Annotated in this window: 16 protein-coding genes, 1 pseudogene and 1 riboswitch; all 17 genes and pseudogenes read left to right on the forward strand. The window is 33.6% G+C overall.

Annotation, left to right across the window (positions count from 1 at the left end; translation table 11 throughout):
- The first annotated feature begins 74 nt into the window (after positions 1–74).
- The 17 genes and pseudogenes from QJV49_RS12235 to abc-f all read left to right on the forward strand — a co-directional run bounded on the left by QJV49_RS12235 (position 75) and on the right by abc-f (position 14,873).
- Entirely contained in the window at positions 75–407 is a 333-nt protein-coding gene (locus tag QJV49_RS12235) for a metal-sulfur cluster assembly factor (RefSeq protein ID WP_003131392.1), read from the forward strand.
- Positions 408–713: 306 nt separating this feature from the next.
- Positions 714–875: riboswitch (M-box (ykoK) riboswitch) on the forward strand.
- 382 nt (positions 876–1,257) lie between these two features.
- A pseudogene (locus QJV49_RS12240) lies at positions 1,258–2,458 on the forward strand (FtsW/RodA/SpoVE family cell cycle protein).
- A 30-nt stretch (positions 2,459–2,488) separates the two neighbouring features.
- A complete protein-coding gene (locus QJV49_RS12245) occupies positions 2,489–3,787 on the forward strand; it encodes an LCP family protein (protein WP_225512220.1) in 1,299 nt (432 codons plus the stop codon).
- A 98-nt stretch (positions 3,788–3,885) separates the two neighbouring features.
- Complete coding sequence (gene rpsN, locus QJV49_RS12250) at positions 3,886–4,155, forward strand: 30S ribosomal protein S14 (RefSeq protein WP_225512219.1); 270 nt, start codon at positions 3,886–3,888, stop codon at positions 4,153–4,155.
- A 167-nt stretch (positions 4,156–4,322) separates the two neighbouring features.
- Complete coding sequence (gene liaF, locus QJV49_RS12255; protein WP_225512218.1) at positions 4,323–4,952, forward strand: cell wall-active antibiotics response protein LiaF; 630 nt, start codon at positions 4,323–4,325, stop codon at positions 4,950–4,952.
- Positions 4,949–5,947, forward strand: a complete 999-nt coding sequence (locus QJV49_RS12260; protein ID WP_225512217.1) for a sensor histidine kinase — start codon at positions 4,949–4,951, stop codon at positions 5,945–5,947. The genes liaF and QJV49_RS12260 overlap by 4 nt, the downstream gene beginning before the upstream one ends.
- A 27-nt stretch (positions 5,948–5,974) precedes the next feature.
- Positions 5,975–6,604 carry a response regulator transcription factor gene (locus tag QJV49_RS12265; RefSeq protein ID WP_003131402.1) on the forward strand — a complete coding sequence of 210 codons (630 nt, stop codon included), beginning with the start codon at positions 5,975–5,977 and terminating at the stop codon, positions 6,602–6,604.
- 70 nt (positions 6,605–6,674) lie between these two features.
- The gene (locus tag QJV49_RS12270) at positions 6,675–7,481 is read left to right on the forward strand and encodes a Cof-type HAD-IIB family hydrolase (protein WP_225512216.1); all 807 of its coding nucleotides are present in this window, start codon (positions 6,675–6,677) and stop codon (positions 7,479–7,481) included.
- 104 nt (positions 7,482–7,585) lie between these two features.
- Positions 7,586–8,176 (forward strand): peptidylprolyl isomerase, encoded by a 591-nt coding sequence (locus tag QJV49_RS12275; RefSeq protein ID WP_225512263.1) that lies wholly within the window; start codon positions 7,586–7,588, stop codon positions 8,174–8,176.
- Between the two features lies 1 nt (position 8,177).
- On the forward strand, positions 8,178–8,609 hold the full coding sequence (locus QJV49_RS12280; RefSeq protein ID WP_225512215.1) for a CvfD/Ygs/GSP13 family RNA-binding post-transcriptional regulator: 432 nt from the start codon (positions 8,178–8,180) through the stop codon (positions 8,607–8,609).
- Positions 8,606–9,211 carry a TVP38/TMEM64 family protein gene (locus QJV49_RS12285; RefSeq protein WP_225512214.1) on the forward strand — a complete coding sequence of 202 codons (606 nt, stop codon included), beginning with the start codon at positions 8,606–8,608 and terminating at the stop codon, positions 9,209–9,211. The genes QJV49_RS12280 and QJV49_RS12285 overlap by 4 nt, the downstream gene beginning before the upstream one ends.
- Before the next feature lie 221 nt (positions 9,212–9,432).
- Positions 9,433–10,677, forward strand: a complete 1,245-nt coding sequence (locus tag QJV49_RS12290) for an FtsW/RodA/SpoVE family cell cycle protein (RefSeq protein ID WP_225512213.1) — start codon at positions 9,433–9,435, stop codon at positions 10,675–10,677.
- Between the two features lie 225 nt (positions 10,678–10,902).
- Positions 10,903–11,076 carry an alcohol dehydrogenase catalytic domain-containing protein gene (locus QJV49_RS12295; RefSeq protein ID WP_255597740.1) on the forward strand — a complete coding sequence of 58 codons (174 nt, stop codon included), beginning with the start codon at positions 10,903–10,905 and terminating at the stop codon, positions 11,074–11,076.
- Positions 11,039–11,974 (forward strand): 2,3-butanediol dehydrogenase, encoded by a 936-nt coding sequence (locus tag QJV49_RS12300; RefSeq protein ID WP_255597739.1) that lies wholly within the window; start codon positions 11,039–11,041, stop codon positions 11,972–11,974. Before QJV49_RS12295 ends, QJV49_RS12300 begins: the two co-directional genes overlap by 38 nt.
- A 33-nt stretch (positions 11,975–12,007) precedes the next feature.
- On the forward strand, positions 12,008–12,769 hold the full coding sequence (locus QJV49_RS12305) for a (S)-acetoin forming diacetyl reductase (protein ID WP_012897548.1): 762 nt from the start codon (positions 12,008–12,010) through the stop codon (positions 12,767–12,769).
- A gap of 276 nt (positions 12,770–13,045) precedes the next feature.
- Positions 13,046–13,207 carry a hypothetical protein gene (locus tag QJV49_RS12310; RefSeq protein ID WP_225512212.1) on the forward strand — a complete coding sequence of 54 codons (162 nt, stop codon included), beginning with the start codon at positions 13,046–13,048 and terminating at the stop codon, positions 13,205–13,207.
- Between the two features lie 85 nt (positions 13,208–13,292).
- Complete coding sequence (gene abc-f / locus QJV49_RS12315) at positions 13,293–14,873, forward strand: ribosomal protection-like ABC-F family protein (protein ID WP_023189779.1); 1,581 nt, start codon at positions 13,293–13,295, stop codon at positions 14,871–14,873.
- The last annotated feature ends 380 nt before the right edge of the window (positions 14,874–15,253 follow it).

Below are 15,253 nucleotides of genomic sequence, written 5' to 3' on the forward strand. Positions count from 1 at the left end.
TTTGGATTTGTCCTAGAAAGCACATTCGTTCAACTTTTAAAGTTTTGCTTTTTATGACAGCCTAAGGAGATAAAATGGCAGATAAATACACAGAAGAGCAAGTGAATGAAATCAAGGACAAAATTCTCTCTGCCCTTGAAAACGTCATTGACCCAGAGCTTGGGATTGATATCATCAACCTCGGATTAGTTTATGAAATTAGCTTTGAAGATAACGGATTTACAGAAATTAAAATGACATTGACAACAATGGGATGCCCTTTGGCTGACCTTTTGACTGAACAAATTCATGATGCTTTGAAAGAAGTGCCAGAAGTTGGTGAAATCAAGGTGAACTTGGTTTGGTATCCAGCATGGACAGTTGATAAAATGAGTCGTTATGCCCGTATTGCTTTGGGAATTCGATAAATATAATAAAAAAACTCCTTAGTCATTAGTGACGAGGGAGTGTTTTATTTATTAAGGAAATTCATTATTCAATTATGAGCTTTTTGTCTGTATATTTTAATCTTTGGTATTTTATTTTAAAAAAAATATTTTTTTTCTTAGTTCTAATTTCTAATAATTTAGTAATAACAAGAGGTTTAATCCAATAAAAAACATTTAATTTAGGTAACTCATTTGTTATTTGACTAAAAGTATAGGTCGTGTTATAATTTTTTTGCTTAGGAAATATTTTGAAAATTTAATTTAAGCAATTTTGGTTAGAGATTTTCTAACCATCGGTAGGTGAGGCTACCACAGGGATACGGGTTGCTGCCGCAGAGTCGTGGAGACACGATGAGAGGGCCAACAGTTCACGTCGAAAAAAGAAGGCGTGAAATAGTGCAACAACATCGCCCTGCGGAGTTAAAGCTTGAACGATACTGGGTACTTTTAGTTCACTTGATAGTGTATCTTATTTGAAATAATACCTTGTCTACGTTCAACCGACGTAGGCAATTTTTTTATTAAAAAGGAGGTGGTGAAAATGGAAGCACAGAATAACAGTGGCTCAGACCCCGGGAGCTGTAGGAAAAAAGATACGATGAAAGTAGATGACCATTTTTATCACTTCAATCTATTCTAGCTCTCTGAGTCGGAGTTGTACAATCAAAATCTACTATAAATCAGAAATTGAGGTACATGCCGATGGAAAAAATATTGACTCATACAATAATAAAAAATAAAAAAATGAGGGAGAAAAAGTTATTAATTAATTTGCAAATAGAAACACTCTTCCAGTTCATTTGGAAGATTAAAAAAAGGGGATTGATTCATGGATAAAAAAATTACCAAAAATAATTTTTTAGATTTATCTATTTTGATTCCTTACTTGATTCTTTCAGCTGTTGGATTACTCATGGTGTTTTCAGCAACTGTCCCCTATCAAATTAACCGGGGGCTATCTCCTTATCGATTGGCAATTTCTCAAGGAGTCTTTATAATTATAAGTTTTGTGGCTTTAATTATTATTTATCGAGTAAAATTAAGAATTATAAAAAATGAAAAGATTTTAAAAATAATTTTTCTAATTATTATCTTGCTGATGATTTATTCAAGGGTTGGCCCTAATACATCAGCGAATGGAGCACATGGGTGGATCCCTTTACCAGGAATTGGAACCATTCAACCCGTTGAATTTGCTAAACTTTTTACAGTTTGGTTTCTTGCTTCTATCTTTTCTAACAAACAAGAAGAGATTGAGAAAAATGATATTCAGGCAATTTTTAAAGGCAATAATCTCGTAACAAAAGTTGTAGGGGGGGGGGCGATTTCCGATTATATTACTAATGATTGTGGAACTCAGTATGCCCAATTTAGGAAATACGGCAATTATTGGACTCTTAGCCTTGATAATGATTGGTGCAAGTGGAATTTCTTGGCGATGGTTTTCAGGTTATGGGAAGATGTTGCTTACGATTAGTCTTAGTTTTTTGCTCTTTCTTTTTATCAGTGGAGGCGATTTGATTCCAGGATCTTATATTAATGCTCGATTTAAAGCATTCGTTAATCCTTTTACTGACTTGGCTTCTTCGGGTCATCAACTTGCTAATTCATATTATGCGATTGTAGATGGTGGCTGGTTTGGAAGAGGACTGGGGAATTCGATTGAAAAACAAGGATTTCTGCCTGAAGCTCATACAGATTTTATATTTTCAGTAATAGTAGAAGAATTGGGAATCATTGGTGGAATTATAATCCTAGCTGTCATCTTTTTCATGATTACCCGAATGCTCTTGGTAGGGATGCGGGCAAAAGATCCATTTAATTCAATGATTTCAATTGGTTGTTCATCTTTCTTGCTGATACAAGTTTTTGTCAATTTAGGTGGAGCAATTGGTTTAGTTCCAGAAACAGGTGTCACTTTTCCCTTTTTATCACAAGGTGGATCCTCATTTTTAATTTCAACTTTGACAGTAGGACTTGTTTTGAATAGCTCAGCTGACGAAAAATTAAAGAGTTTAAATAAGTTATAATTTTTAATAAAAGAAAGAAGTATTCTTGATATGAAAAGAAAAAAAGTCAGGCAGAAGAAAAAAATAAAACGCTCTAAAAAGATGTACTTTGTTCGTTTTATGTTACTTTTAGTTGCTTTAGTTTTGGTAGTTAGTGTGGTTCTTTATGTCCAAGCTGAGAAAACATTAACTAAAACTCATGTAAATACAAAAATAAAAAGTTCTAGTTTATCTGCAAAAAAACCACTAACTATATTGCTCATGGGAGTAGACACTGGAGATAATAGTCGGGGTGGAGCAGACTCATGGAATGGAAATTCAGATTCACAAATTATTTTAACATTAAATCCTCGGACAAAAACAACCACTATTATTTCAGTGGAACGAGATACGATGACGAATATTGAAGATTCATCTGGAGAGATTCAATCTACTCAAAAAATGAATGCTGCTTATCCTTTAGGATTTAATAGTGGTGGGTTATCATCTGCTGTCACTTATGCTATGAAAACCATTGGTAATCAAGTAGGGCTTAATCTTAATAATTTTATGATTGTTAATATGGACGGTTTAGTAAATCTTGTGAATGACGTTGGAGGTGTAGAAGTTGTTAATGATACTAATGGGTCAGATGTCTATCAAGGGACTGATTCAGGTAAAATAACCTTGCCTGGTTCAGATAAAACTGTAGATAGTGGAGCGATTTATATCTCAAATACAGAACCTGAATATAAAGCTTATGTTCCTTATCTTTCAGGAAATCCTAAGCAGTTAATCAACGGAGAACAAGCTTTAGTTTTTGCCCGAGATAGAGATACGTTAGCCAATGGGAATTATGGACGTGCAGCTCACCAACGAGAAGTTATGACAGAACTAATGAACAAGATGCTTAGCCTTAATAATGTTTTTAAATATCAATCATTTTTAAATGATATTTCATCAGATTTTAAGACGAACATTTCGGTAAATCTCGCTAATTTGACAGCACTTATGGCTTACAAAGATTGTCTTAACAAAGTAGTTTCTGTTCAATATCAAGGAGTAAGTCAAATGGTAGATGGTGGAAGTTATGAATTCATACCGAAAAATGTGGATTTGGCTATTCAAAATATAATGAGACAAGCCAACGATGAGTCAGTAACTGATAAGCTTGATCAAAGTGTCATTACTTATGAAAACTATTTTGGAAGTCAAATTGACCAGTATTATATGCCTTCTGCGTCGGTAACTATTAAAGGTAAAAAAAGTGAGACTTATGGAGTGGATACTAAAGGAAGTCTAGTAAAAATAAATAAGAGGAATGCTCAAGACTTTGTTTCAAGTCAAGGTGGAGCTTTAGTCGCTAACTAAAATAAGGAAAAATAAAATAATGTTAACCAGTTGACATTATTTTATTTATGAGATATACTTAACTGGTTAATTAAATTAATAAATGAAAGGATAATATTTTGGCGAAGAAATCAAAAATTGCTAAATTTAAAAAGCAACAAAAATTAGTTGCTAAATATCAAGAGCTTAGACAGGAACTTAAGAAAGAAAAAAATTATGAAGCTCTCCGAAAACTTCCTAAAGATTCTCACCCCAATCGAATGAAAATGCGAGATCGAATTGACGGAAGACCCCGATCCTACATGCGAAAATTTGGTATGTCACGAGTTAATTTTAGAAAATTGGCGCATGAAGGTAAAATACCGGGGGTTAAGAAGTCTAGCTGGTAGAAATCTTTTTGAAAAATCTTATGGGATATGATAAAAATATTTCTTTATTAAATAATTTAAAGAATACTTCGTTTTAATGAATGGAGTATTTTTTCTCTTTTTTGCTTAAGTAAAATTTAAGTCTTAAGTCCGAGAAAAAGTAAGCTTTTTTTTGGTACAATAGATTTATGAATAAAAAATTGAAAGCAATTTTTATTATAGAAATTTTTATTGTATTAGGATTGATTTTTCATGTGATTAGTACACCGCGTATGTGGGTAGTTCTAGCTTTAGCTATTCTCTTTACTGTCTTAGCGACCCGTTCTCGTGCGCGTGTATTACGTATCATAAGTTTCATTTTTTGGGCAATATCGGTAATGATTCTCTTCACAGTGGGATGGTTCTGGTTAGCAATTATCTTCCCTACAATTGCTTGTATCGTTTTTTGGAAAAATAATCCACGAGAAGGAGAAGTAAGAAATTTTTCTTACGAAGATATTTCTCAAGATGAATCTGAGTCAATCATGAATGAAAATCAAAATGATATCATTGATCTTGATGATGTTACTTTTAAACCCTCTGGCAATAGTCTTTCTATTAAAAAAATGACAGGTAATACAAAAATTATTGTTCCTGAGGATGTAGGAGTTTCACTTGATTTAACAACAAATGCTGGGCTTGTAAAAATTTTTAATGAGGCAGCACAAATTAATGCGGGAAATGTTCATTATTTTAGTGAAAATTTAGATCAGGCGGAAAAACGAATTAAAATCAATATCCGTGTTGATTCAGGAAATATTGAGGTGATTAGAGGATGAAAAAATCACTTTTCACAACCTTCTTAGCAGTTTTTAGTATCATCCTTATTATGTACCTTCTTCTATTTATAATGATGAATAGTGGTCAACCTTTAGGGGGGCTAAATACCGCTAATATTATTAGGGAACTTCGAGATAATTTCTATGGTTTATGGATATTTATATCAGTTGCAGGATTACTTGCGCTGATTTTTACCCTTTTTAATCATATTGAAAATATGGCTATTCAACAAAAATTTCAAGATGATATAAAACTTTTAGAGGAAAATCGACAACCTGAATCTCCTGAATTACAAGCTGTTCATGATAAAATTATGAATATGTCAGCTGAACTCCAAGAATTATCTAAGCAAAAATCTGCTGACAAAGCTGAAATTATTGAATTAGAGCGTAAAAGAATTTCACGTGAACTTCATGATTCTGTCAGTCAAGAACTTTTTGCAGCGACAATGATTTTATCTTCTGTTGCTGGTTCGACACAAAATTTGACTAAAGAACAAATCGAAACACAGACACAATTGGTTTTAAAAGTGCTCCATTCTGCACAAAATGAAATGCGAGCGCTCTTACTACATCTTAGACCAGTAGAATTAGATGGTAAGAGTCTAGCAGAAGGGCTGTCAGCACTGACAGACGAGCTCCAAGCGAAAATATCAGCAAATATTACAGTTAAATTGGCTGATGTTGAAGCAACAAGTAATGTTGAGGATAATTTATTTCGGATGGCTCAAGAGATTTTATCGAATACTTTGCGTCATTCGCAAGCCGAACACATTGAAGTTTCTTTAAGAGAATCACTTGGAAACATTTTCTTGAAAATCGCTGATGATGGAGTTGGTTTTGATGTTTCAACCAGTGATAAGACAGCGAGTTATGGTTTAGCCAATATCAAAGAACGAGCTTTATTAATTGGCGGAGATGCCAAACTAATCTCGGCACCAGGTGCGGGGACAACTGTTGAGATTATTATCCCTAAAGCGAAGCCGAGCCTTTAAAAATGATGTATATTTAGAAAGAACAAAATGGAAAAAATTAAACTTTTAATTGTTGATGACCACCAGATGGTACGACTAGGTTTATCAAGTTTCATGAATATTCAACCCGATATCGAAGTGGTTGGTGAAGCTGCTGATGGCGAGTCAGGTTTTTTAAAAACTGAAATGCTTGACCCAGATGTTATTCTCATGGATTTGGTAATGGATCGACTTGATGGAATTGGAGCCACACAAAAGATTTTGGCCAAAAATCCAGAACGAAAAATTTTAATTCTAACAAGTTTTATTGATGACGAAAAAGTTTTTCCAGCTTTAGCTGCTGGAGCTAAAGGTTATATTCTTAAAACGTCACAAGCCGCTGATATCGCATCTGCGATAAGAAAAGTTGCCAATGGGGAAGATGTCCTTTCCGATGCTGTCAAGGAAAAGATTGCTCAACAAAAACATCGAAAACATGAATTATATGATGATTTATCAAAAAGAGAATTAGAAGTATTAAAAGTACTTGCGACGGGACTTTCTAATCAAGAAATTGCTGATGAACTTTTTATCAGTTTAAAAACAGTTAAAACTCATGTTTCTAATATTTTTAATAAGCTTGAGGTTTCAGACCGAACTCAAGCAACAATTTATGCCATTCAACATCACTTAGTTTAAAGTTGAGGAAAAACAAGTAGGAAATATGATATAATTAAGTTTGTACAAATAAAATTAAAGTGAAAAAAAGATGGAAAAAATATTAGAAAAAGCCCAAAAAATAAAAATCATTTTTTTTGATATTGATGATACTTTGAGGGTTAAAGATTCAGCTTTCATGCCGGAATCAATCACTGAAGTTTTTCATAAACTTCATGAAAAAGGAATTATGACAGGAATTGCAACGGGGAGAAATCTTTTCGGAGTTGTTCCAGAAGTTCGGGCCTTAAAACCAGATTTCTATGTCGCAATCAATGGTGCCTATGTTGAAAATGCACAAACAAGAGAAATATTATATAAAAATACATTTTCAACGGAATTAATTGAAGAAATTATTACTTGGTTGAAAAGTGAACAAAGTGAATATTCTTTTGTGGCCTCGGATAGTTTGAAAATTTCAAAATGGGATAAAATTGCTAGCGATGCTATAGGCCCAGTTTATGCAGAACTAGAAGAAAATCCCGACTACTATAAAACAAATGAAATTTATCAAATGTTGACAATTTCGGACCATGATGATCAATTGAAATTACCAGAAAATTTAGCTGATAAAATTCGCTTAGTCCGTTGGCATCCAAATAGTTCAGATATTGTTCCGATGGAAGGTTCTAAAGCAATCGGTTGTCAAAAAGTTTTACAAGAACTTGGTCTAAAAGCTGAGAACATGATGAACTTTGGTGATGGACTTAATGACCGTGAACTCTTTGATTTTGCTGGCCTGTCAGTAGCTATGAAAGTCTCACATCCTGAAATTTTAGAAAAAGCAGATTATGTTACTGATTCTGTTGAAAATGATGGCGTCCTAAAAGCCTTACAAGCCTTAAAAATTATTGATTGAAGCTGTCACTGAAAACCTCTGTCAGTAAAAATTACTGACAGAAATTTATTAATTTATAAAAAGAAAGGAAGGTATTTTTGGAAACAAAAATACTAACTAAAAATATGACTTACCCACAACTTGAACTTGAAAACTACAAAGGTACTACAGCAATTATTAATACTAATCACGGAAAAATGACTGTAAAATTATTTGATAGCCTTGCTCCCAAAACCGTAAAAAACTTTATTGAACTCAGCAAAGATGGTTATTATGATGGTGTAATTTTCCACCGTATCATCAAAGATTTTATGATACAAGGAGGAGATCCAACAGGAACTGGTATGGGTGGTTCTTCAATCTACGGAGAAAAATTTGAAGATGAGTTCTCAATGGACCTCTTTAATCTTCGTGGAGCTTTGTCAATGGCAAATGCTGGTCCTAATACAAACGGAAGTCAATTTTTCATTGTTCAAAATAAAAACTTGCCTTACCCTAAAGATTCACTTATTCAAGGAGGGTGGCCTGAAGAAGTAGCTGAAACATATACTGGTGGTGGAACTCCTCATCTTGATGGCCGTCACACTGTCTTTGGTCAATTGGTTGATGAAGAAAGCTATAAAGTTCTCGATGAAATTGCAGCTGTTCGTGTAGGTGCGCAAGATAAACCAGTCGATGATGTGGTTATTGAATCAGTTGAGATTATCGAGCCATAATATGGAGAAGAAAAGTCCTAAAATTGGTGATATTGTTGAGGTTGAAATCATTGGAATGCAAGATTATGGTGCATTTGTAAAATTTTATCTAGATAATTCATCAAATAAAGAAAAAATTGAACAAAAAGGATTGATTCATATTTCTGAAATTCAATCTGGTTATGTCAAAAGTATTCATGATATTGCTAAAATTGGCCAAAAAGTGATGGCACAAATTATTGATATCGACGAATACAATGGCAAAATTAGCTTGTCGATTCGAAGTTTAGAAAAAAATCCGCAAGTTCATCATATTTATCGAAAAAAACATTTTACTGATTCACGAGACAAGATTGGCTTTAAAACTCTTGCTCAGTCTTTACCGGGTTGGATTGAAGAAAATGAAGCCTATCTTAAAGCAAAAAAAAATGCCCAAAGTGAGGATTTTCTTTGAATGATAACGTATTAAGATATATCAAACGAGTTTTTAATGTAATTACTATCCTTGGCTTTGTTGCTACAATTGTTGGCGGAGTTTACCTCTGGCGTCTTGGGGCATTTCAAAATCAAGCGGTTTTACAACAATTGATTGTTGCACATCGCTTTTTAGGGCCATTGATTTTCCTTTGTATGCAAATTTTGCAGGTCATCGTTCCAATTATACCAGGTGGTATTACAATGGCAGCAGGAGTCATGATTTTCGGGCCAGTTTGGGGTTTTATTTATAATTACTTTGGAATTGTTGCGGGTTCATTTTTACTTTTTCATTTTGGGAAAAAATATGGATCTTCGTTAGCCAAAACATTTGTTAAAGAAAAAACATATAATAAATACATGGCCTGGTTAGAAAAGGGACAAAAACGCTTTAATATTGTTTTCGCGCTCCTCATTTTATCTCCTATCGCGCCAGATGATGCTCTTGTCTTAATTGCAAGTCAAACAAAAATGAGTTGGAAATTCTTCACTTGGAGTATCTTATTATGTAAACCATTGCCAATTCTCCTATATTCTTATCTTTTGATTTTTGGAGGAGACCTTCTTGGGCACATTTTATAAAATACTGAAAGTGCTTTCAGTGTTTTTTTATTGGAATTTTTGAGAAAGAATGCCCAAATCATCCAAAAAAATTGTATAATAGAATGGATTTATGATTTTAAACAGAAGTCACCTCAATAATAAAATTGTTTTTGTAAATTTGAAGCAAAAGTTAGAACTAAGTGATAGCAAATTGCCCCAAATAAATTGCCAAAACAAGATTAAACTGACTGGAGCTAGTTTTGAAAAACAAGAAAGCAAATAGATTTACATTTGATTCACGAATTGATTATGGGCTAATTTTACCTGCCTTTATGTTAATATTAATTGGGCTTTATGCTCTTTATGTAGCAGTAAGTCATGACCACCCCACCCAAGCAACAACAATGGTTGTTCAACAAGGAACCTGGGTTATTGTTGGGCTCTTTGTTGCTTTAATCGTTATGCATATGGATTCAAGGTTTTTATGGAACTTAACGCCGTTTTTTTACCTATTAGGTCTGATATTAATGGTTCTACCCATCTTTTTCTACGATAAGGCAACTTATGCTTCAACAGGTGCAAAAAACTGGCTTGCCTTTGGCGGACGTAATCTTTTTCAACCATCAGAGTTCATGAAACTTTCTTATATTTTATTTTCGGCAAGAATTGTAGTTACCTTCCAAAATAATTTAAAGAAAAGAGTGCTCAAAGATGATTTTCGCTTAATTGGACTTTTGATATTGGAAACAATGCCAGTCGCTATAATTTCGGTATTTCAAAAAGATTTTGGTACCTTTTTAGTATTTATAGCTATTTTAGCAGGAATTATTTTAGTTTCGGGTATTTCTTGGAAAATACTTGCGCCAGCTTTTCTTTTCGTAGCAGCAGTAGCTGTAGGAATTGTTGCTCTAGTTGCTTCACCAGAGGGACAAAAGTTTCTTGAAAGTACCAGTTTTGCTCAGTATCAGGTCAATCGTTTTATCGCTTGGTTACATCCTTTTGAATATTCTCAAACCTTCAGTCTCCAACAAGCTCGCTCTTTGATTTCTGTCGGTGTTGGAGGTCTTTGGGGAAAAGGTATTGGTGTTGCTAATGTCAATGTTCCCGTACGGGAATCGGACATGATTTTCACTGTCATTGCTGAAGATTTTGGGTTCGTTGGTTCGGCCTTTCTGATATTCCTTTACTTTATGCTGATTTATCGAATGATTCGAGTGACTTTCAAGTCAAATAATCAATTTTATACTTATATTTCAACAGGGATCATTATGATGATTCTCTTCCACGTCTTTGAAAATATTGGTGCAGCTATTGGAGTTGTTCCTTTAACAGGTATTCCGTTACCTTTCATCTCTCAAGGAGGATCGGCATTGATGGCTAATATCATCGGCTTAGGGCTGGTTTTATCAATGAAATATAATCAATTACCAGAATTTGTCAAAGAGCAAAGACAAATTCCAGTTAAAGGTGACAGTCGAAAAAACCGTCGAAGAAATAAACGTTAACAATTAATAAGAATACAAAAAGTAAAAACTACTGACAGAATATTCAGTAGTTTTTTTATTACGACAAAACAATAAAAAATCTATATATACCAAGTAAGAAAACGCTTTAAATTTTTGTAAATTATTAGATTTAATGATAAAATAAATTTGTGAGAGAAATCTCAAATACTAAATTTAATTGATTGCCTGAAACGACAACCATCCTATATAGAGGAGGCGTTTTTTATGCACGCAGCACGTTTTTATGATCGCGGGGATATCCGTGTTGAAGAAATTGATGAACCAGCAGTAAAAGCTGGGCAAGTGGGTATTGATGTGGCTTGGTGCGGAATTTGTGGAACAGACTTGCATGAATTTTTAGATGGTCCAATTTTTTGCCCGTCAGGCAGAACATCCTAATCCAATCACCGGAGAAGTACCACCAGTCACTCTTGGACATGAAATGTCTGGGGTTGTAAATTTTATAGGTGAAGGAGTAAGCGGACTTAAAGTAGGTGACCATGTCGTTGTCGAACCTTATATCGTTCCCGAAGGTACTGATACAAGTGAAACTGGACATTATAACCTCTCAGAAGGTTCAAACTTTATTGGTTTGGGTGGAAATGGCGGAGGTTTGGCTGAAAAAATTTCTGTTGATGAACGTTGGGTTCATAAAATTCCTGATAACTTACCATTGGATGAAGCCGCTCTAATTGAGCCACTATCAGTTGGCTATCACGCTGTTGAACGGGCAAATTTAAGTGAAAAGAGTACGGTATTAGTTGTTGGTGCTGGACCAATTGGACTATTAACTGCTGCCGTTGCAAAAGCGCAAGGACATACTGTTATCATCAGTGAACCTAGTGGACTTCGTCGTAAAAAAGCACAAGAAGCACAAGTTGCTGATTATTTCTTCAATCCAATTGAAGATGACATTCAAGCTAAAGTTCATGAAATTAATGAAAAAGGAGTTGACGCAGCCTTTGAATGCACCTCTGTCCAACCGGGATTTGACGCTTGTCTAGATGCGATTCGTATGGGTGGAACAGTTGTCATTGTTGCAATTTGGGGCAAGCCTGCTAGTGTTGATATGGCAAAATTAGTAATCAAAGAAGCTAACCTTTTAGGAACGATTGCTTATAATAACACTCATCCAAAAACAATTGACTTAGTATCAACAGGTAAAATAAAATTGGACCAATTCATCACAGCTAAAATCAGTTTGGATGATTTGATTGATAAAGGATTTGATACGCTGATTCATCATAATGAAACAGCTGTTAAAATTTTAGTTTCACCAACTGGTAAGGGTCTATAAAATAATTAAATAAATAAATAAAGGAGAAAAAAGATGTCTAAAATTGCAGCAGTTACTGGAGCGGGTCAAGGAATCGGTTTTGCAATCGCAAAACGTCTCTATAATGATGGTTTTAAAGTAGCTATTATTGATTACAACGAGGAAACAGCTCAAAAAGCAGCTAAAGAACTTGGAGAAAACTCATTTGCGGTTAAAGCTGATGTTTCTGACCGTGAACAAGTTATTTCAGCTTTGAATGCTGTTGTCGACAAATTCGGTGATTTAAATGTTGTAGTTAATAATGCCGGAATTGCCCCAACAACACCAATTGAAACAATTACACCTGAACAATTTCATCAAGTTTATAATATTAATGTTGGTGGAGTTTTGTGGGGAACACAGACAGCAACAGCACTTTTTAGAAAATTAGGTCATGGAGGTAAAATTATCAACGCAACCTCACAAGCTGGAGTTGTTGGAAATCCAAATCTAATGCTCTATTCTTCTTCAAAATTTGCTGTTCGTGGGATGACTCAAATTGCTGCTCGTGATTTAGCAGAAGAAGGAATCACAGTTAATGCTTATGCACCGGGGATTGTTAAAACACCAATGATGTTTGATATTGCGCATCAAGTTGGTAAAAATGCTGGTAAAGATGATGAATGGGGCATGCAAACTTTCGCAAAAGATATTGCGATGAAACGTCTATCTGAGCCTGAAGATGTGGCAAATGTTGTTTCATTCTTAGCTGGACCTGATTCAAACTACATTACGGGCCAAACAATTATTGTTGATGGTGGAATGCAATTCCATTAATCTAATAAAAAGAGACTGTCAAGTTTTTATCTTGACGATCTCTTTTGTTTTATGTTATAATTGTCTTAAATAAATGAACGAGGTAAGGTCTATTGAAAATCTAAGTTTTGAACTTTAAAAATATTCGTAAATATCGAGTGTTTTTGTTGTATTCATAACTTAGATAAAATAGGCTTTTATTATGTTTACAGATTGGGAGATTTGTCGAAATTTGTATCTTTTAAAGCTCTTTTCACCTAAGTTGTGAAAAGAGTTTTTTAATTTAAGGAGAAAATAATGAATCAAAAACAAAAAGAAATGCAAGCTAAACTAGAACAAATTAAGAAAAATAAACCGCAATTTTCTGGGAAAAATACTAATGGGATGACAGCAGTAAAAGCAACCAAGCAAAATCAACACGGAGCAAAAATTAATGCTCCAAGAAAAGCGGGAATTTGAGATTTATGAACATTCAGAGGAACTCACTCTGAGTTTTTCTACTCAAATTAGATTTCTTAATTCTCACAAATGAGAGGAGAATTAAATGTCAAATATTGAATTTAAAGACTTAACCTTTGGCTATGGGGATAACCTGATTTTCAATCATGCCCAAATAAATATTGATGACCGTTGGAAATTAGGATTAGTAGGTCGAAATGGACGTGGAAAATCAACCCTTTTAAACTTATTACAAGGAAAACTAACTACTGACAGCACGATACTTACTGACAAAAACTTTGTTTACTTTCCGCAGTTACTGACAGAGGAAGAATTAATTGATGAAAATAACTTCAAAAATCAAAATGTCCATGATGACCCTTCTGTAGAAAGTCTGTCAGTAAAAATTACTGACAGAAAGTCACAATTAACTTATTATGTGCTAAATGAATTAGCTGAATTTGAACAATGGAAATTAGAACGTGAATTATCTTTATTGAAAGTTGATTTAGAAATCCTTTGGCGCCCTTTTGAAAGTTTATCAGGTGGGGAACAAACCAAGTGTCTCTTGGCAATTTTATTTTTAGATGAGGCCAATTTTCCACTAATTGATGAACCAACAAACCATCTAGATATGGAAAGCAGAAAAATAGTTGCGGCCTATCTTAAAAAGAAATCAGGATTTATCGTTGTATCGCATGATCGACATTTTCTTGATCAGGTTTGTGATCATATTTTAGCGATTGAACGTCAGCAAATAATTCTTTATCAGGGGAATTTTTCAACTTATGAACAAGAAAAACAGTTGCGTGATGATTTTGAGCTCGCTGAAGATGAAAAATTACGTAAAGATATATCACGATTGAAAAAGACAGCCAGAGAAAAAGAAGATTGGTCGAGAAATCTAGAAGCTACAAAATCTAGAAAAAAACGTGGTTTTGATAGTGAAACTAAACGCATTGATAAAGGGTTCGTCGGTCGAAAAGCTGCAAATATGATGCAAAAATCCAAAAATTTAGAGAAGAGGATGAATCAGGAAATCTTTGATAAAGAGAAGTTACTCAAAAATATCGAAAAAACTGAACCTCTATCTTTGAAATACCATGCTTCACACCATAAAATACTGATACAATTTGAAAAATTTTCGCTTGTATTTGATAAAAAACCACTATTTCAACCGATTGATTTTTCTTTGAAAGAAGGAGAAATTGCGGCTGTTGTTGGACCAAATGGTCAGGGAAAATCAAGTATTATCAAATATTTGTCTGGAAATTTTGGGGGTAAACACAGCGGGTTTGTTCAACTTCCGCAAGGGATAAAAATATCAATTGTTCGTCAGATTTATGATAATCGCGGATACCTAAAAGATTTTGCAACTGAACATCAGTTGGATTATGAGTTATTTCTTTCTAATCTCAGAAAACTAGGCATGGAACGTAAGCAGTTTACTCAAAAAATAGAAACAATGAGTCAAGGGCAGCAGAAAAAAGTTGAATTAGCACGAAGCTTATCACAAGAAGCAGAGCTTTATCTTTGGGATGAACCTCTTAATTATCTTGATGTTTTTAATCATGAACAGATTATTAAACTTCTAGAAACTAGTCATCCCACAATGCTTTTAGTTGAACATGACCAAGACTTTATTGAAAGAATTTCTAACCAAATTATTAATCTAAAAGATACATAACTTTAAAAAATAAAAGTAGAGTGATTTTACTCTACTTTTTTAGAATACTATCATATAATAGGAAATAGTAATTCATAGAATAGATCATTTTTTTTCTAAATAATAAAAATAGTTACTTGAGATAAATAAATACTGCTTAACAAAAGTGGTTGCTTAACTTCAGTTTGAAGGCTATAAAACCTAAGAATAAAGCAGTTACGGACAAATTATATTATAAAAATTATAAACTGAGTATTACTATAAAACTTTGAACAGAGATTAGATTTTTTCATAGAACTCTTGATATAGCTAGTTACATTATTTATGTGTTATAAATAAAATTTATCAACACCAAGGGATTTGACTATAACGATAAAAGAAGTTTATAGTAATAAAGTAAT

This window comes from Lactococcus sp. NH2-7C (assembly GCF_029953655.1).
Classification (GTDB): Bacteria; Bacillota; Bacilli; order Lactobacillales; family Streptococcaceae; genus Lactococcus; species Lactococcus lactis.